The following is a 16,383-nucleotide window of genomic DNA, read 5'->3' on the forward strand; positions in this document are numbered from 1 at the left end:
GCTGGCGCAATTTCAACGGCAATACCCCGGGGTGCTGTTCATGGGCCGCCGCGATGGGCGCGATCTCGCGGGCTGTTATGCGGGCGCGGACGTGTTCGTGTTCCCCAGCCGCACCGACACCTTCGGGCTGGTGATGATAGAGGCGCTGGCTTGCGGAACGCCGGTCGCCGCCTTCCCCGTCCCCGGCCCGATCGACATCGTCACGGAAAAGGCCGGCGCGCTGTCCGAAGATCTCGACCGGGCAATCGGTGCTGCGCTGTTCTGCCGCAAAGGCGATTGCGCCGCATATGGTGCGCAATTCAGCTGGGAGCGCGCCGCCGACCAGTTCATTGCGGGCCTTGTGCCTGCCGCGGAAGGCAGCGCGGAATTCGGGCTGGGCAGCGGTGTGCGTGCCTGAACGCTTGCCCTTGCGCGCGTAAGCCACTAGATCGGTCATGCAGCGGCCGCTCCGAAAAGGGGCGGCCCTTATCGTTTTTGCGGCTCGTGCGCCCTTGCCAGCCGCCCTGTCAGGAACCGACCATGGCCGACCAACCCACTCCGCTTATGCCGCATGCGACCGCCACCTGGCTGGTCGACAACACGGGCCTGTCCTTCAACCAGATTGCCGATTTCTGCGGCATTCACGTGCTCGAAGTGCAGGCCATGGCCGACGATCTGGCCGGCAGCAAATACACCGGCCGCGATCCCGTCCACGCGGGCGAACTGACGCTGGACGAGATCGAGAAGGGGCAGAAGGACAGCGAATACAGGCTCAAGATGCAGCGCGCGCCCGTCGCGGTGAGCCGCACCAAGGGCCCCCGCTACACTCCGGTGTCGAAGCGCCAGGACAAGCCCGATGGCATCGCCTGGCTGCTTCGCAACCACCCCGAGGTGACAGACGCGCAAATTTCCAAGCTGATCGGCACCACGCGCAACACGATCACCGCGATTCGCGAGCGCAGCCACTGGAACATCCAGAACATCCAGCCGAAGGACCCGGTGACGCTGGGCCTGTGCTCTCAGCGCGAGCTCGACTCCGTGGTGGCACGGGCGGCCAAGAATGTTCCAGCGGATAGCGAGGCCGAGGCACCGGCGCCCGCCGACCTGCGCGGCGCCAGCGACAAAGAACGGTTGATCGAGGAACTGCGTGCGGAACGCGACGCCAACGAAAAGGCTGCCGCCGAAGCCGCACAGGAAGCCGAAGCCGCCGCATGGCTCGAAGCCAAGCGCGCCAGCGAGGAAGCGGGCGACGCATAAGCGCGCGCTGGCGCCGGATCGGGAGCGTCAGCGCTTCCGCCCGGTTCGCGGCGGACGCAGGCGCACGCCCAGGCTGAGTAGGAACGGCCACACCAGCGTGTTGGCGATGTCGCTGAGGGTATCGGCGACGTTCAGCCCCTGGTTGAGATAATCCAGCACCTCGTTCGCGCCTTCGGCCACTACCACGAACGCGAATGGCACGAATGTGCCGATCGAACGCCCTGTCAGCAGACGCGCCGCCAGAAGCACCGCCATGCCCGCATGGATGTGCAGGATCGGATCGGTCATGCCGGTGGTTTCGCCGATCCAACTGATCCAGGCGTGGTATTGCTGGGGGAAGGTCATAACGCCTTGCAATCGATAAAGGGGGCGGCGGCCCTTAGGCCGGTGTGAGCCGCGAGGCTATAGGCCGCGATATCCCTTGAACCATTCGACGAAAGCGGGGATTCCGACATCGATCGGAGTCGTCGGTGCATAGCCGAGGTCGCTGGCGATCGCGTCGATATCTGCATAGGTGCGCGGCACGTCTCCGGGCTGCATCGGTTGGAATTCGATCTGCGCCTTGCGACCGCACGCATCTTCGATGAGGCCGATGAAGCGCATCAGGTTCTCGGGCTGGTTGTTGCCGATGTTGTAGAGCGCGTGCGGCGCCACGCTGCCGCCGCGCTTCACGGTCCCATCGTCGCTGGGCGGATTGTCGAGTACCGCGATCACGCCGGCGACGATATCGTCGATGAAGGTAAAATCCCGGCTCATCTCGCCATTGTTGAAGACCTGGATGGGCCGCCCTTCCAGGACGGCATCGGTGCATTTCCAGGCCATCATATCCGGCCGGCCCCAAGGGCCATAGACGGTGAAGAAGCGCAGCCCGGTCAGCGGAATGCGATAGAGATGGGCATAGGTGTCGCTGATCAGCTCGTCCGCGCGCTTTGTAGCGGCGTAAAGCGAGATCGGATGCTCCACGGGATCGTCGACGGAAAATGGAACCTTGGCGTTGTTGCCATAGACCGAGCTTGAACTGGCATAGACCATGTGGCGGACCCCGCGATGGCGAGCGAGCTCCAGGATGACCAGATGGCCGGTCAGGTTGGAGGCGGCATAGGCCATCGGGTTGTCCAGCGAATACCGCACCCCGGCCTGCGCGCCGAGGTGCACGATGCGGTCGAACGGGATATCGGCCAGTGCGGCCTGAACTGCCGTCGCATCGCTGAAGTCTGCCTCGATCACGGAAAGCCGCTCGGAAAACTGGTCTAGCCGGGCGATTCGGTCGCGCTTGAGCGAGACGGGATAATAGTCGTTGAAGTTATCGATGATGACGACGATTTCGCCGCGATCGAGCAGCCGCTCTGCGGTCGCCGACCCGATGAACCCGGCTCCGCCTGTCAGAAGAATGGTCATGCCGCTGGCCTAAGGCCACTCGGCGGCATTTGGCCAGTGCGGAATCGCGGCCTCTTGCGGGGAGGGGCCGGAGGCGGCATGACACTGACATGGCTGTTAATAAGCGCTTCCCATTGCCGCCCGCGGGCGAGGCCTATTGCCACCCGCACCCGTGGAACAGCGCGATCCGCCCGATGCTTCTGCACGATCTTTTCGCGGGGCAGGCGCAGCTCACGCCCGATGCGCCGCTGGTCGAATTCATGGGTCGCACTTACAGCTATGGCGATCTTTACGGGGATGCGCGCCGGTTCGCGGCGGGCTTGACGGAGCGGGGTATCGGCAAGGGGGAGCGGGTGGGTTTGTTCCTCCCCAATGTGCCCGCCTATGTCGCGGCCTACTACGGTACGATGATGGCAGGCGCCGTGGTGGTCAATTTCTCGCCACTCTACTCGGTCGAGGAGTTGAGCCAGCAGGTCGCCGATTCGGGGACACGACTGCTCGTCACCCTCGATGCTCCCGCCTTGTTGCCGACGGCATGCAAGGTTCTTGATGCTTCGGACCTCGAACAGCTCGCTGTCGTCCGACTGGCCGATGAATTGCCGCGGCTCAAATCCATCGGCCTGCGCACCATCGGGCGCAAGCAGATCGCCAAGCTGCCAAACCGACCGGAGGTGACGCTGTGGAAGGACTGGCTATCCGATGCCGGTTTCGAGCGGCCCGAGCTCGCGGTGTCCGACCTCGCCCTGCTGCAATATACCGGGGGCACAACCGGCACGCCCAAGGGCGCGATGCTGACTCACGCCAACCTGTCTTCCAACGCGCAGCAGGTCGATCTTCTCGACCCCGAGGATTATGGCGGGCGGGACGTGATCCTGGGTGCGCTGCCATTGTTCCACGTGTTCGCGAACACCTGCGTGCTCAACCGCACCGTCGTGCGCGGGGGCAGTATCGTGATGCTGCCACGCTTTGATGCGAAACAGGTCCTGGCCGCCATCACCGACCGGCGCCCGACGGCCTTTCCCGGTGTGCCGACCATGTTTCAGGCGCTGATGGATCACCCGGATTTCGCGCAAACCAAATGGGAATCCGTGCGTGTCTGCATTTCGGGCGGCGCCCCCCTGCCGGGCCCGCTGTGCGACCGGTTCGAAAATGCGACCGGCGTGCGCATCATCGAAGGCTATGGCCTTACGGAAAGCTCAGGCGTGGTTTCAACCAACCCTTACGAGGGCGCTCGCAAGCCCGGCACCATCGGCCAGCCGATCCCCGCCACCCAGGTGCTGCTCCTGGACAAGGGCGATCCCGCCAAGCTGGCGCCCGATGGCGAGCCTGGCGAACTGGTTGTTCGCGGCCCGCAGATCATGCGCGGCTACTGGAACCGGCCTGATACTGCCGCCAGCGCCTTCGCCGAAATCAACGGAGAGAGCTGGCTGCGCACCGGGGACATCGCGACGATGGACGATGCCGGCTTCGTCACCATCGTGGACCGCCTGAAAGACATGATCGCGGTGGGCGGGTTCAAGGTCTTCCCCAGCCATGTCGAAGACGTGCTGCTGGACAATCCGGCGGTCAAGGAAGTGCTCGTGATCGGCGTGCCGGATGCCTATCACGGCGAAATGCCGCGAGCCTATGTCACCCTGACCGAAGGGGCGAGCGAGGACGGCGAAACGCTCAAGGAATGGCTCAACCCGCGCGTTGGCAAGCACGAGCGCGTGGACCGCGTCGTCGTGCGTGAAGAGCTTCCCAAGACGATGGTCGGCAAGCTGGACCGCAAGGCCCTGCGCGCCGAAGTTCTGGACTAGCTGTTCGCCACCGCCAGTTCGGGCGAACCGTGCCGCGCGGCTTTCTCTTCGCGCCGGGCAAACCGGCCTTCGACCTGGGCGCCCTGCTCGATGGTGAGCGCATCGTAATGCACGTCGCCCTCGATACGCGCGGTCTTGAGGATCACCAGTTCGCGCGCGGTGATCGAGCCGGTAACCCGGCCGGCCAGCCGCGCGCTTTCGGCGGTGACGCCGCCTTCGATCGTGCTGCTTTCGCCCTGGACCAGCGCCGCGCAGGCGATGTCGCCCGTGACCATGCCGTCGATATGCAGATCGGCCGACGCGGCGATGTCGCCGGTTATGGCGAGGTCGGAACCCAGAACGGAAAAAGTCGCCGCTCCTCCAGAATTGCGCGAGGCCATGCTGCGCTCCGGATCAGTTGCTGGCGAGCCGGGAAGGCCGGCGGATTTCTTCGAGAACATCGGGGGCGCGCTCCAGGAATGGACGGGGATTGACGGCGCGGCCGTTGATCCGGACTTCGAAATGCAGGTGCGGGCCGGTCGAACGACCGGTGCTGCCGATGGCGCCGATGGGCTCGCCCGCCTCAACCGTCTTGCCGACCTTGGTTTCGAAGGCCGACATATGCGCATAGCGGGTCAGCATTCCATTGCCATGGTCGATCTCGACGACGTTGCCGTAACCGGACTTGCGGCCCACGAAGCTGACCTTGCCCTTGGCGGCGGCCAGGATGGGGGCGCCCGTGGGCCCACGGAAATCGAGGCCCGAATGCATGGCGCCGCTGCCGTTGAAGGGGTCGCGCCGGTAGCCGAAGCCGGACGAGATAGACGCGAGGCTGGCGGGAACCACCTGCGGCACTCCGTCCAGCCCGCGCTCCAATGCGCTCATGCGCGCCAGGCTCAGGCCCAGCCGCTCGAAGCGCGGATCCATGCTGCCGTCCTTTTCGGTCGCGAACCGCTCCAGAGGACCACCCATCGCCTCGCGGCCGGTCCGGCCGATCACTCTGGTTGGATCGAGGCCAAGCGTCTTGAGCGCTGCCGCGGCGCGCGCCGCGCGAGCATCGGCAAAACGGGTGAGCCGGTCGACCAGAGCGAGCTGGCGCGCTTCGATTTCGGCAAGACCACGCGCTTCGGGAAGCGCCGCGCCCACCTTGAGCACGGTTTGCGCCGCCTCTTCGGAATTCGGCGCCGTATCCTCGGCGTTCTTCACATCCTCGGGAAGCGAGGCAACCATGTCTTCGAGAAAGCCCTGCCTGCGGGCCAGATCGTCGCGAACTTCGCGAATATCCGCGCGATATGCCTCGAGGCGCTCTTCCGAAGTGGCAACCCGCGCCTCGCGCGAAAGCAGTGCCTCGCGCTCGGCCGCACCGGCGTAGTTCGACCACGCGACCGCTGCCATGCTCCCGCCCCAAGCCAGCAGGGCAGCCACCAAGGCAATCGCCGCTGCGATCTGGACGCGAGAAGAAATGCGAATGAAACGAACCTGTCCCTGCGAGCGCATGAAAAACTCGCGCTCCGGAAACCATTGCCGCAAGCGGGGACCCAACCCGCCGGCGGTGCGTAAATCAACCAAGAGACCCGTCCTCTTTTTGCTTTTCGCCCCTGCGGCGAGCTAGAGCGGGGATGGTTAATAAAATCGAATCCCGAACCGGAGCTTTTGGGTGAGGCGAGTGCGGAACGGGATGAGTCGTTGCCGATAGGGAAAATTTTTGAATCAATTCGGGAACTTTTCATCATTTTTGCGTTGTGGCGGTTCCTTGCGTTGTCATGAGCGATTCGCACGCGAGTTTCTGTCCCGATGACCAATCGCGTCGGCTTGCTGGGCGGCAGCTTCAACCCCGCGCATGGCGGGCATCGCCGCATCTCGCTGTTCGCGGCGCGAGCGCTCGGCCTGGACGAGGTTTGGTGGATGGTGTCCCCCGGCAACCCGCTCAAGCCGAAGAGCGGGATGGCGCCGTTGGCTGCGCGTTTCGCCTCCGCGACGCGGATGGCGCGGCGGGCGCCGATCCGGGTGACCGCTATCGAGCGAGATCTGGGCACACGATATACCGTGGACACGTTGCGCGCGCTGGCCCGCCGCTATCCAAAGAACCGGTTCGTGTGGCTGATGGGTTCGGACAACCTCGCCCAGTTTCATCGCTGGCGCGACTGGCGTGGCATCGCCAGAACCATGCCGATTGCGGTTATCGCGCGGCCAGGCTATGATGCGGCTGCCATCGCGAGCCCCGCGATGGCTTGGCTAAGGCGCTATCGTGTGCCGGCCGCCAGCTTTCAACATGGGGGCGAATGGAGCGCGCCGGCACTGGTGATCCTGCGTTTCGATCCCGATCCACGATCGGCCACGGCGATCCGCCGGGCGGATCCCGAATGGGCGCAACGCGTTTCCACCCTATCCATGCGCGATCAGGTCACACATCACCGTATCGATTCGGACGAACGGGGTTCCGGGCGGTGAGCCGCGTCGGCCCCTCCCAAGCAATTAATTCGAACAGGAGCGCGTATACCGCCGATGACTCAGGCGCATATCCAGTCGGTCGCAACCGGCGCAAAGACAGCTCGACCCTTGGCTGAGGAGGGCGACGATCCACTTTTCGACCTGGTCATGGGCCAGCTCGACGATGACCAGGCACAGGATGTGGTGGTCATCGATCTCAAGGGCAAAAGCTCGATCGCCGACAAGATGGTGATCGCATCCGGGCGGTCCACGCGTCAGGTCGCTTCCATGGCGCAGAAGCTGGCCGAGACGGTCAAGCAGGCCGGTCACGGCCCGGTCCGACTGGAGGGGCTGCCCGCTGCGGACTGGGTGCTGATCGATGCGGGCGACGTGGTCGTTCACATTTTTCGCCCCGAGGTGCGCAGCTTCTACAACCTCGAGCGGATGTGGGGCTTCGGCGACGAACAGACCGCCGGGACCGCCTGACGCGCAGGCGTTTTCGCGCCTTTCATGCCGGGCGCGACTGAACCTTCGCCTTCACCGTGAGGGTTCCAATCGATTCCTGAGAGGGCCGGACCATCCTTCTTCACATCATCGCGCGCGGAAAGATCGGACGCTCTCCGGAAGCGCAACTGGTCGCGCGCTATGAAAAGCGGCTGACCTGGCCTGTAAAGCTCACCGAACTGCCCGAAACCGGTGGCAGGATCTCAGACCCGGTTTCCCCCCACCGCACCGTTCTGCTCGACGAACGGGGACGGGACCTGTCCTCGGAAGAACTGGCATTGCATCTCGCCCGCTGGCGCGACGATGGCGTGCGTGAGACGCGCTTCATCCTCGGCGCCGCCGATGGCCATTCCGAAGGCGAGCGGGCGGAAGCGGACCTGTTGCTCGCCTTCGGGCGCGCCACATGGCCGCACCTTCTGGCCCGCGCCATGCTGATGGAACAACTCTATCGTGCCAGCACCATCCTAGCAGGACACCCCTATCATCGCAGCTGAAGCTGGGGCACAATTGGCCGGGATGAAAAGGATCACCGCCCTTGCCGCCGCGCTGGCATGCGTGCTCGTGGGAGGCGTCGCGGCGGCACCCGGAATGCCGGCGCCTTCCGCCCCCCCCGACCGAGCGGAAGAGGATATCGCGGCCCGGCTGAAGCGTGCGCGCCGTGATGCCGAGCGCGCGCGTGCTCGCGTGGCGGCGTTCGATTCGCAGGCCCAGGCGGCAACCGCCGCATCCGACAGGGCACTGATCGATGCGGCGCGTCTTGCGGCGGAAGTCCAGGAAAGCGAGGCCGATGTGGCCGCAGCGCGCGCGGAACTGGCCGTCGCAACAGCGCGCAGCCGGCGGCTCGACGCGCGGCTGGCACAAGAGCGCGAACCGTTGGCCCAACTGCTCGCGGGCCTGGGGACGGTGGCCCGCCGTCCCCCGTTGATGAGTCTGCTTCAGCCCGGGAGCATCGAGGATGCAGTCCACCTGCGCGCCGTCCTGACCGCAGTCACCCCGCAGATCCGTGACAGAACCGCAACCCTGCGCGGCGATCTCGAGACGGCCCGCCAGTTGGAGGCCGCAGCGACCCGCGCCGCCGATGCGAGGCTCGCATCGCAGGCCCGGCTGGAGGCCCGCCGGAAGACTCTGCGGGCTTTGGCAGACAGACAACTGGCCGAAGCGCGCCGAGCGACGGGCTCTGCGGATCGCGAGGCCGAACGCGCCTATCTCGCGTCACAGCAGGCGCGCAATCTGGCATCGCTTCTTCGTCGCCTTGAAACCGACACGGTGGCCAGCGCGGCCGCTGGCACCCCCGGAGCCGCGACGGCAGATGGTCCCATCGGTTACCGCCCCCCGGTGGCGGGGGCGATACGGCGCGCGGGCGGTGCGGGCAGAGGCGCCGAGCTCGACGCGGGACCGGGCGCGCAGGTGGTCGCCCCGGCGGAAGGCCGGATCGCCTTCGCCGGACCCTATCGCGGCTATGGCACGATCGTGATCGTCGACCACGGGGATGGTTGGGTCAGCCTGCTGACAGGGCTCGGCGCCCCGCAAGTGGGGGTGGGGCAGCGGGTCCTCGCCGGGTCGCCGATCGGGCTGGCGGGGAGCGGCAGCCCTTCGATCGGACTCGAACTCCGGCTGAGAGGCCGACCCGTCGATACGCTGGCTGCGCTGCGCGGCGCCCGTTAAGCGCGCCGCAACCCGCGCTGGGCCACAACGCACACTGGAAAAGCCCGTCTCCCCGGTCTAGAATACAGCCGCAAACCACGAAAGCCACCGATGGCCCTGAAACTCGCTCCCTTCGCTCGCACCGCCGCCCTCGCCGGCATGCTCGCTCTCGTCCCGGCGACGACGGCGGGTCTCGCCCAGGTGGATGGCCGTGCCGGGCCCGAGTTCGCCAAGCTCATGGCTGTCTATCAGCGGGTCAAGGCGAGCTATGTGGAGCCGGTCGATGACGATACGCTGATCAAGGGCGCGATTGACGGCATGCTGGCCGCGCTCGATCCGCACTCCGCCTATCTCGACGGCGCCGCGCTGCAACGGCTCGAAACCATGATCGACGGCAACTATTCGGGTCTCGGCCTGTCGGTCGTGATGGATGACGGCGCCGTCAAGATCGTGAGCCCGTTCAAGGGCAGCCCGGCCGACAAGGCGGGTATCAAGGCGGGCGATTACATCACCCATCTCGACGGCAAGCTGATCTACGGCGGCGATCTGGACGAGGCCGTGACTCAGATGCGTGGCAAGGCCGGCACTGCGATCCGGCTGACCATCTTCCGCCCGGGCCGCGACGAACCCTTCGATGTCAGCGTGACGCGCGGCGTGATCGAGCTGGAGCCGGTCACGTCCGAGCTTCTCGATGGCAATATCGGCCACATCTCGGTGAACGAATTCTCTCGCGATGTCGGCAGCGACGTGTTCGCCGAATTCGAAGGCCTGAAGGCCAAGTCGGGCGGCAAGCTGGCCGGGCTGGTGCTCGACCTGCGCCGCAATCCCGGTGGCTCCCTGGACGAGGCCGTCGCCCTGTCCGACCTCTTCCTGTCGCGTGGCAGGATCGTGTCGCAGCGCGGCCGTGCACAAGGCGAATCGCTGTTCTACGATGCCGAAAGCGTGTTTCGTGGCGACATGGCGCAAGGCCTGCCCATCATCGTGCTGATCGACGAAGGCTCCGCCTCGGCCAGCGAGATCGTGGCCGGTGCCTTGCAGGATCACCGCCGCGCCGTCGTCATGGGACAGACCAGCTTCGGCAAGGGCAGCGTTCAGACGCTCCTGCCGCTCGGCCGGGAAGCTGCGCTCAAGCTGACCACCGCGCGTTACTACACGCCGTCTGGCCATTCGGTGCAGGAAGGCGGTATCACCCCCGATATCCAGGTGCCGCAGCTATCCGATCCGGACCTCGCCAAGCGTTCGAAGATGATGCTGCGCGAATCCGATCTGCGCGGCCATCTCGTCAACGAAGCGGCGCTCGAAGACGATGTTCTCGAGAAGGACAAGGTGGAGGATCCGCGCTTCAAGATGACGGCGGAGGAACTCAAGGCCAAGGGCATCGAGGACTTCCAGCTTTCCTATGCTGCGGATACGCTGCGCCGTACCGCCGGTCATGCGCTCGCCCGAAGCAAATAAGCCCGTGCTCGCTCCGGCGACACGCGCTGCGCGCCTTCTCGCGCTGAGCGTTCCGGCGTTGCTGCTGGGCGGCGCCTATCTGTCGCAATACGGTTTCGGCCTTTACCCGTGCGAGATGTGCATGTGGCAGCGCTGGCCCCATTTTGCGGCGATTGCGCTTGCGGTGCTCGCTTTTGCAGCCCCGCCGGTACGGTTTTGGACGGCCATTGCGGCAGGCGGTATCCTGACTTCCGGGCTGATCGGGGGCTATCACGCCGGGGTCGAATACGGTTGGTGGGAAGGCATAACAAACTGCGCCTTCATCGGCTCGAAAGGGGCAGGGGAAAGCGCCCTGGACAGCATCATGAACACACCGATGATACGATGCGACGAGGCCCAGTGGCACCTGTTCGGCATTTCGCTCGCAGGATATAATTTTCTTTTCAGCACGTTGAGCGCGCTCGGCGTTTTCGTACTTCTGGCACGCGGGAGACATCAGTGAAGCAGCGCGACATTCACCGCATGATCCGTGTCGACCAGGCGGGTGAATTCGGGGCCACCCGGATTTATGCCGGGCAACTCGCCGTGATGGGCAATCGCGGGCCGCATTCGGCGGAAATTGCCGGGATGGCGGAACAGGAAGCCGGGCATCGCGCCAAGTTCGATGCGCTCATGGCACGCCGCGGCGTGCGCCCGACGGCGCTGCAGCCTTTCTGGTCGGTGGCGGGTTTCGCCCTCGGCGCAGCAACCGCCCTCGTCGGCCCGGAAGCGGCGATGGCCTGCACCGCCGCCGTCGAAGAGGAGATCGACCGCCACTATACCCATCAGCTCGACGCTTTGGAGGAAAGCGGAGAGGATCCCGAACTCTCGGCCATGATCGAAGAGTTCCGCGACGACGAACGCGAACATCGCGATGCGGCCTTGGCTGCAGGCGCGGAACGTGCGCCGGCCTATGCGGCCCTGTCCGGCCTGATCCGCCTGGGGTGCCGGGCGGCGATTGCCATCAGTCAGCGCGTCTGACGGGAACGGATGGCGCCGATAACGCGCTTCACTACCAGTTCACACGTACAAGCCGATCGTCTCACGAGATTGCAGCCCAAGGTGCCCCATGATCCGTAGAATTTTCCTTCCCCTCGCCGCTTGCCTCGCGCTCGCCGCGCCGCTCGCAGCGCAGAGCGACGCGGGCGACACGGTGCGGATGGTGATCGTCTATGGCGATGACGCAGCGCCCCCGGTGCAGGGAGACGAAATTGTCGTGGTCGCACGCATGCCCGAAAGCGAACGTTACCGCATTCCCGAAGGCCTGCGTACCGGCGGCGATCCCCAAGGCCAGTCTTGGGCCAGCCGTGTCGAACGCATGGAATTCGTGGGCAATTTTGGCACGCTTTCCTGTAGCCCGGCCGGGATCGGCGGCGCCACAGGCTGCACGCAGGAGATGATCCGCCAGGCCTATGCCGACAAGGCCGCGGCCCCCTCCGTCCGTTTCGGTCAACTGATCGCCGCCGCGCGCGCCGAACGCCTTTCGACGATCGACGACGACGCTGCTGAGGAACAGGCGCGCGTGGAGCAGATCGAGAAGGAGTACATGCGGCGCCTGGAGGCAGAGCGTGCGGAGGAACCTTCCGGCGCGCAAACGCTACCAATGCCAGGCGAGGCCGGTGACCCGAATTGACCGGAAGAATTCCCCTCGCTGAGGCTTAACCCAGCGCGATATCCGGTGCGTCTTCCTGCTTCATGCCGACGGTATGATAGCCGGCATCGACATGGTGCACTTCTCCGGTAACGCCGCTGGATAGATCCGACAGCAGATACAGCCCCGCGCCGCCCACATCGTCGATCGTGACGTTCCGCCGCAGCGGGGAGTTGAGCTCGTTCCACTTTAGGATGTAGCGGAAGTCGCCGATGCCGCTGGCCGCAAGGGTCTTGATAGGGCCGGCGCTGATCGCATTCACGCGGATGGCGTCCGGGCCGAGATCGTTGGCGAGATACCGCACGCTGGTCTCGAGGGCCGACTTAGCCACTCCCATCACGTTGTAATGCGGTACGACCTTTTCGGCCCCGTAATAGCTCAGCGTGAGGATGCTGCCGCCGCCCGAGCCGTCGTCGGCCTTGGCAGGCATCATGGCGGCGGCGCGTTTGGCAACCGCGACCAAGCTGTAGGCGGAGATGTTCATCGTCATCAGGAAATTGTCGAGACTGGTGTCGACATATTTCCCGCGCAATTCGTTCTTGTCCGAAAAACCGATGGCATGGACCACGAAGTCGAGCGTGTCCCAGCGCTCCTTCAATGTGGCGAAGGCCCGATCCAGCTCGGCCATGTCCGAAACATCGCAATCGAAGGTGAAGTCACTGCCGAGTTGCGCCGCCAGCGGCTCGACACGCTTCCTGAGCGCATCGCCCTGATAGGAGAAGGCAAGCTCGGCCCCGTGCTCGGCCAGCTTCTGCGCAATACCCCAAGCGAGCGACTTGTCGTTCGCGAGACCCATGATCAGCCCGCGCTTGCCCGCCATCAATTCACTCATCGCTTCACGTCTCCTTTTGTCCCGGCCCCGCTGCCACGGTGGGGACGGCGGATTCTGCGGCACGGGCGCGGTCGTCGGCCTGCCCGATCATGTTCATCTGTTCCTCGGGCGTCTCGGCGAGCGCCGCATTGAGTTCGGCCCCTATAACCACGCCCAAGCCCACGAGCCAGAAGAAGAACAAGGCAACCATGATCCCGGCGAGGCTGCCGTAGGTGAGATTGTAGCTGAAAAAGCTGCGCAACACCGAGGGCAGAACTGTCGTGACCAGCAGCCACCATCCGGTGGTGAAGAGAACTCCGGGCCATTTGGGATAGCGGCGTGAGCGATATTGCTTCGGGGTCAGGGTGTAAAACAACAGATAGAGCGAGCCAAAAAGGCCGAATGCGGGCACGATGCGCGAAATCTGCAAGGCGGTGACCTGGCTGACGAGCGCGGGAAAATAGGCCTCGATCACCTGGCTGGCGGCGCCGATGATCACCTGGCTGATAAGCGATAGCATCAGCAGGATCACGGCGCCGATGATGATGCCGGCGGATAGAAGCCTGTATTTCCAGAATGCCTGCGTCATCTTCGTTCCATATGCGCGGCGCAGGATATCGCGAATGGTTTCCACCAAGCTGGATACCGTCCACAGCGCCACGAACGCACCCACCCACAGGAACCATCCGCTGCGGGCGGAAACGACGTCACGGGCCACGGGTTCGATCACATTGCCCACTACGGGGGGCAGCGCGAACAGCACCGCGTTTATGGTTGCGGCGCGCTCGCTTTCCTCGCCGACCAGCGAAAAGATCGCCGCCCCGAGGATGAAGAACGGAAAGATCGAGAACATCGCCAGATAGGCGAGGTTGCCCGCGTGGATGAAACCATCGTTGAAGGTGCCGATCGCGGTGCGCTTGATGACTTCCCAGGCCTTGGGCCCCAGGCCGAGCCGCGTGGCGAGCCGGCCAGCCGCTCCCTTGCGTTTTGCCGCCCTGCGCCGCGCCTCCGGCGAGAGCGAGTAGACCTCGCGCTCCTCCTCTTGCGGCAGGGCTTCGGCATTCAAGGGGTCATACCCCCAGCTTGCTGCGCGGGTCGCTCATGTCTTTCCAGCCGTCGAGCCGCTTGGATAGCTCGCCAAGGTCTCCCGGCAATTGGATTTCCAGCGTGACGAGTTGATCGCCCCGGCGGCCGCCCTTGGCCGAAAATCCCTTGCCCTTGAGCCTCAGGACGCTGCCGCCGCTCGTCCCCGGCTTTATCGTCATCATCACGGGCCCATCCACGGTCGGAACGCGCACCTTTCCGCCGTTCACTGCTTCATCGAGCGTGATCGGGAGGTCGAACCGCACATCGTTGCCATCGCGGCGATAAAGCTTGTGGCTTTCGACCTCGATGGTGACGAGCCCGTCTCCTGTCCCGCCAGGCCCCGCCTGGCCCTTTCCCTTCAGGCGCATCTGCGTTCCGGTTTCCACGCCTTCGGGAAGCTTGAGATCGATGGTCTTGCCGTCCGACAGGGTAATGCGCTGCGGCTTCAAAGTGGCCGCATCGACGAAAGGCACGCGAAGCTTGTAGGCGATGTCGGGTCCCTTCTGCGGCGGGGGGGGTCGTCGCTGACCGAACCCTCCGCCCTGGCCCGGATCGAACCCGCGGCTGCGGGCGCCGCCGCCGCCGAACAGGCCTTCGAACAGATCGCCCAGATCGACGCCCTCGGCGCCGCCTCCCATGCCGCGCAGATCCTCGGGCCGGAAGCCGGCCCCTCCGCGCTGACCGAAACCGCCGCCATAACCGCCACCACCACCGCCCATGCCCGCGAACGGGTTGGCGGGATTGCCCTCCGCGTCGATTTCTCCGCGATCGAACCGGGCTCGCTTGTCCTTATCCGAAAGCAAATCATAGGCCTGGGTGACCTGGCTGAAGCGTTCGGCTGCCTTAGGGTTATCCTTGTTGCGGTCCGGGTGCAGCTCCTTCGCAAGCTTTCGGTACGCGCTCTTGATATCCTTCTCGCTCGCGCCACGCGCGACGCCGAGGATGGAATAGGGATCGGAGGAGTTGTTGGCCATCGGCTGTGTTAGCTAGGTGGAACGCCCATCATGTGCAAGAAGGCTCGCATTGCCGCGAAGTTTGATGCGCGCGGGTGCCACCTGCGCTGATGCTTGTGGGGGGAAAAGTCGCGCCGCCATCGACAAGCTGCTGACATCGTTCATTTGAAGCGATACGCAAAGGCATGGCTCGGTTGCGGATCCTCCTTGTGTTCGGCACTCGGCCCGAGGCCATAAAGCTGGCTCCGGTTTATCGGGAGCTGGCGACGGATCCCGACAGTTTCGAACCGATCTGTTGCGTCACGGGTCAGCACCGGCATCTTCTCGACCAGGTTCTTCAAGTGTTCGGCATCGTCCCGGAATACGATCTTGACCTCATGCGCGAAGGGCAGGATCTTGCCGGGCTCACCGCCGATATTCTGCAGCGGATGTCGTATGTTCTGGATGCGGTGATGCGCGACGTCGTGCTGGTTCAAGGGGATACGACCAGCAGCATGGCCGCCGCAATGGTGGCGTTCTACCGGTCCATCCCAGTCGCGCATGTCGAGGCGGGGCTGCGAACCGGCGACCTTCGCTCGCCATTTCCGGAAGAATTCAACCGCCGCGCAACCGCGATGATGGCCCGCCTTCACTTCGCACCGACAGAGGAAAACAGGAATAATCTGCTGAAGGAAGGTTGCGACGCACGTCGGATCAAGGTTGTTGGCAACACCGTGATCGACGCGGTTCATGCGGTTATGCAGAAGCTGGAATCGAACGCGGATCTGCTGCGACGCGCCGAGGACGAACTCGATATGGCGACACGATTCGCTTGGCGGCAGGTGCCTTACGTCCTGGTGACCTGTCACCGGCGAGAAAGCTTTGCCGGCGGGATCGAGCAGATATGCTCGGCCCTGGTCCGCCTGTCGCGTGATTTTCCGGATGCCCGCTTCCTGGTCCCGGTTCACCCCAACCCCCACGTGAGATCGGCGATCTATGCGCGCCTGTCCGGAAATCCGGCCCTCGCGCTCTGCGACCCCTTGACTTACCCTGCGTTTCTTCTGGCCATCCAAAACAGCCTTTTCGTGATGACCGACAGCGGCGGGGTTCAGGAAGAGGCACCAAGCTTTTCGAAGCCGCTGCTGGTCATGCGTGAGCGAACCGAACGCGCGGAGCTAAAGAACTGGAGCGCCGCCCGCCTGGTTGGGCTCGAATGCGAACACATTGCATCTGCCGCCAGCGAACTCTTGCGCAACCCCTCGACAGTGAGGGAAATGGCACCGGCGGCAAATCCTTTCGGAGACGGTGCGGCGTCCACTCGAATTGCGGAGTATCTCAAGAAAGAGCTGTTAGAATAGCTATCCTTGGTCCAGGCGCCCCGCCCCGATGATCGGGCCAGCCAAACATGGCCACTGTTCTCGCAGAAGGCTGCGCCCTAGGAGGGCGCAATCTTGTTAGTTC

General features: G+C 64.7%; 19 protein-coding genes. 12 read left to right on the forward strand and 7 right to left on the reverse strand.

Features of this window, described 5'->3' with window-relative positions:
- The coding region (locus ACFDTG_RS07875) for a glycosyltransferase (protein ID WP_375290475.1) at positions 1 to 397 on the forward strand (397 nt) is incomplete at its 5' end.
- Between the two features lie 122 nt (positions 398 to 519).
- A complete protein-coding gene (locus ACFDTG_RS07880) occupies positions 520 to 1,236 on the forward strand; it encodes a DUF1013 domain-containing protein (protein WP_375290476.1) in 717 nt (238 codons plus the stop codon).
- Positions 1,237 to 1,263: 27 nt separating this feature from the next.
- Here the strand turns inward: ACFDTG_RS07880 and ACFDTG_RS07885 are convergent, their stop codons facing one another.
- Both ACFDTG_RS07885 and ACFDTG_RS07890 read right to left on the reverse strand, forming a co-directional pair.
- Positions 1,264 to 1,581 (reverse strand): hypothetical protein, encoded by a 318-nt coding sequence (locus tag ACFDTG_RS07885; RefSeq protein WP_375290477.1) that lies wholly within the window; start codon positions 1,579 to 1,581, stop codon positions 1,264 to 1,266.
- Between the two features lie 57 nt (positions 1,582 to 1,638).
- Complete coding sequence (locus tag ACFDTG_RS07890; RefSeq protein WP_375290478.1) at positions 1,639 to 2,634, reverse strand: NAD-dependent epimerase/dehydratase family protein; 996 nt, start codon at positions 2,632 to 2,634, stop codon at positions 1,639 to 1,641.
- An 89-nt stretch (positions 2,635 to 2,723) separates the two neighbouring features.
- On the opposite strand from ACFDTG_RS07890, the gene ACFDTG_RS07895 reads away from it, so the two are divergent.
- On the forward strand, positions 2,724 to 4,412 hold the full coding sequence (locus ACFDTG_RS07895; RefSeq protein WP_375290479.1) for a long-chain fatty acid--CoA ligase: 1,689 nt from the start codon (positions 2,724 to 2,726) through the stop codon (positions 4,410 to 4,412).
- On the opposite strand, the gene ACFDTG_RS07900 is transcribed toward ACFDTG_RS07895, so the two are convergent.
- The gene (locus tag ACFDTG_RS07900; RefSeq protein ID WP_375290480.1) at positions 4,409 to 4,792 is read right to left on the reverse strand and encodes a polymer-forming cytoskeletal protein; all 384 of its coding nucleotides are present in this window, start codon (positions 4,790 to 4,792) and stop codon (positions 4,409 to 4,411) included. The two genes, ACFDTG_RS07895 and ACFDTG_RS07900, sit on opposite strands and share 4 nt — an antisense overlap.
- 13 nt (positions 4,793 to 4,805) lie before the next feature.
- On the reverse strand, positions 4,806 to 5,888 hold the full coding sequence (locus tag ACFDTG_RS07905) for a M23 family metallopeptidase (protein WP_375290481.1): 1,083 nt from the start codon (positions 5,886 to 5,888) through the stop codon (positions 4,806 to 4,808).
- A gap of 297 nt (positions 5,889 to 6,185) precedes the next feature.
- Between ACFDTG_RS07905 and ACFDTG_RS07910 the strand changes: the two genes are divergently transcribed.
- The 8 genes from ACFDTG_RS07910 (at position 6,186) to ACFDTG_RS07945 (ending at position 12,075) form a co-directional block, all read left to right on the forward strand.
- Complete coding sequence (locus ACFDTG_RS07910) at positions 6,186 to 6,842, forward strand: nicotinate-nucleotide adenylyltransferase (RefSeq protein ID WP_375290482.1); 657 nt, start codon at positions 6,186 to 6,188, stop codon at positions 6,840 to 6,842.
- Between the two features lie 54 nt (positions 6,843 to 6,896).
- On the forward strand, positions 6,897 to 7,307 hold the full coding sequence (gene rsfS, locus ACFDTG_RS07915; protein ID WP_375290483.1) for a ribosome silencing factor: 411 nt from the start codon (positions 6,897 to 6,899) through the stop codon (positions 7,305 to 7,307).
- 92 nt (positions 7,308 to 7,399) lie between these two features.
- Positions 7,400 to 7,819, forward strand: coding sequence for a 23S rRNA (pseudouridine(1915)-N(3))-methyltransferase RlmH (locus tag ACFDTG_RS07920; RefSeq protein WP_375290510.1), 420 nt, complete (start codon positions 7,400 to 7,402; stop codon positions 7,817 to 7,819).
- Positions 7,820 to 7,841: 22 nt separating this feature from the next.
- Positions 7,842 to 8,990 (forward strand): murein hydrolase activator EnvC family protein, encoded by a 1,149-nt coding sequence (locus ACFDTG_RS07925; RefSeq protein ID WP_375290484.1) that lies wholly within the window; start codon positions 7,842 to 7,844, stop codon positions 8,988 to 8,990.
- A gap of 96 nt (positions 8,991 to 9,086) precedes the next feature.
- Positions 9,087 to 10,424, forward strand: coding sequence for a S41 family peptidase (locus tag ACFDTG_RS07930; protein WP_375290511.1), 1,338 nt, complete (start codon positions 9,087 to 9,089; stop codon positions 10,422 to 10,424).
- The gene (locus ACFDTG_RS07935) at positions 10,402 to 10,905 is read left to right on the forward strand and encodes a disulfide bond formation protein B (protein ID WP_375290485.1); all 504 of its coding nucleotides are present in this window, start codon (positions 10,402 to 10,404) and stop codon (positions 10,903 to 10,905) included. The genes ACFDTG_RS07930 and ACFDTG_RS07935 overlap by 23 nt, the downstream gene beginning before the upstream one ends.
- A 20-nt stretch (positions 10,906 to 10,925) precedes the next feature.
- Positions 10,926 to 11,423 (forward strand): demethoxyubiquinone hydroxylase family protein, encoded by a 498-nt coding sequence (locus ACFDTG_RS07940; RefSeq protein WP_375290512.1) that lies wholly within the window; start codon positions 10,926 to 10,928, stop codon positions 11,421 to 11,423.
- A gap of 88 nt (positions 11,424 to 11,511) precedes the next feature.
- Complete coding sequence (locus tag ACFDTG_RS07945; RefSeq protein WP_375290486.1) at positions 11,512 to 12,075, forward strand: hypothetical protein; 564 nt, start codon at positions 11,512 to 11,514, stop codon at positions 12,073 to 12,075.
- Positions 12,076 to 12,100: 25 nt separating this feature from the next.
- Here the strand turns inward: ACFDTG_RS07945 and fabI are convergent, their stop codons facing one another.
- From fabI to ACFDTG_RS07960, 3 genes are read right to left on the reverse strand one after another with little or no spacing between them, the layout of a single operon-like run.
- Positions 12,101 to 12,925 carry an enoyl-ACP reductase FabI gene (gene fabI / locus ACFDTG_RS07950; RefSeq protein ID WP_375290488.1) on the reverse strand — a complete coding sequence of 275 codons (825 nt, stop codon included), beginning with the start codon at positions 12,923 to 12,925 and terminating at the stop codon, positions 12,101 to 12,103.
- Between the two features lie 4 nt (positions 12,926 to 12,929).
- Positions 12,930 to 13,970, reverse strand: coding sequence for a YihY/virulence factor BrkB family protein (locus ACFDTG_RS07955; RefSeq protein ID WP_375290489.1), 1,041 nt, complete (start codon positions 13,968 to 13,970; stop codon positions 12,930 to 12,932).
- A gap of 4 nt (positions 13,971 to 13,974) precedes the next feature.
- Entirely contained in the window at positions 13,975 to 14,964 is a 990-nt protein-coding gene (locus ACFDTG_RS07960; protein WP_375290490.1) for a DnaJ C-terminal domain-containing protein, read from the reverse strand.
- Positions 14,965 to 15,128: 164 nt separating this feature from the next.
- On the opposite strand from ACFDTG_RS07960, the gene wecB reads away from it, so the two are divergent.
- Positions 15,129 to 16,280, forward strand: a complete 1,152-nt coding sequence (wecB, locus tag ACFDTG_RS07965; protein WP_375290491.1) for a non-hydrolyzing UDP-N-acetylglucosamine 2-epimerase — start codon at positions 15,129 to 15,131, stop codon at positions 16,278 to 16,280.
- Positions 16,281 to 16,383: the final 103 nt, after the last annotated feature.

Source organism: Qipengyuania sp. (genome assembly GCF_042095715.1).
Classification (GTDB): Bacteria; Pseudomonadota; Alphaproteobacteria; order Sphingomonadales; family Sphingomonadaceae; genus Qipengyuania.

Coding starts and splice junctions, on each gene's coding strand:
- ACFDTG_RS07905 (WP_375290481.1), bottom strand. CDS start 5,888: ATGCGCTCGCAGGGACAGGTTCGTTTCATTCGCATTTCTTCTCGCGTC.
- ACFDTG_RS07895 (WP_375290479.1), top strand. CDS start 2,724: ATGGCTGTTAATAAGCGCTTCCCATTGCCGCCCGCGGGCGAGGCCTAT.
- ACFDTG_RS07900 (WP_375290480.1), bottom strand. CDS start 4,792: ATGGCCTCGCGCAATTCTGGAGGAGCGGCGACTTTTTCCGTTCTGGGT.
- rsfS (WP_375290483.1), top strand. CDS start 6,897: ATGACTCAGGCGCATATCCAGTCGGTCGCAACCGGCGCAAAGACAGCT.
- wecB (WP_375290491.1), top strand. CDS start 15,129: ATGGCTCGGTTGCGGATCCTCCTTGTGTTCGGCACTCGGCCCGAGGCC.
- ACFDTG_RS07935 (WP_375290485.1), top strand. CDS start 10,402: ATGCGCTCGCCCGAAGCAAATAAGCCCGTGCTCGCTCCGGCGACACGC.
- ACFDTG_RS07960 (WP_375290490.1), bottom strand. CDS start 14,964: ATGGCCAACAACTCCTCCGATCCCTATTCCATCCTCGGCGTCGCGCGT.
- ACFDTG_RS07925 (WP_375290484.1), top strand. CDS start 7,842: ATGAAAAGGATCACCGCCCTTGCCGCCGCGCTGGCATGCGTGCTCGTG.
- ACFDTG_RS07890 (WP_375290478.1), bottom strand. CDS start 2,634: ATGACCATTCTTCTGACAGGCGGAGCCGGGTTCATCGGGTCGGCGACC.
- ACFDTG_RS07885 (WP_375290477.1), bottom strand. CDS start 1,581: ATGACCTTCCCCCAGCAATACCACGCCTGGATCAGTTGGATCGGCGAA.
- ACFDTG_RS07945 (WP_375290486.1), top strand. CDS start 11,512: ATGATCCGTAGAATTTTCCTTCCCCTCGCCGCTTGCCTCGCGCTCGCC.
- ACFDTG_RS07910 (WP_375290482.1), top strand. CDS start 6,186: ATGACCAATCGCGTCGGCTTGCTGGGCGGCAGCTTCAACCCCGCGCAT.
- fabI (WP_375290488.1), bottom strand. CDS start 12,925: ATGAGTGAATTGATGGCGGGCAAGCGCGGGCTGATCATGGGTCTCGCG.
- ACFDTG_RS07880 (WP_375290476.1), top strand. CDS start 520: ATGGCCGACCAACCCACTCCGCTTATGCCGCATGCGACCGCCACCTGG.
- ACFDTG_RS07940 (WP_375290512.1), top strand. CDS start 10,926: ATGATCCGTGTCGACCAGGCGGGTGAATTCGGGGCCACCCGGATTTAT.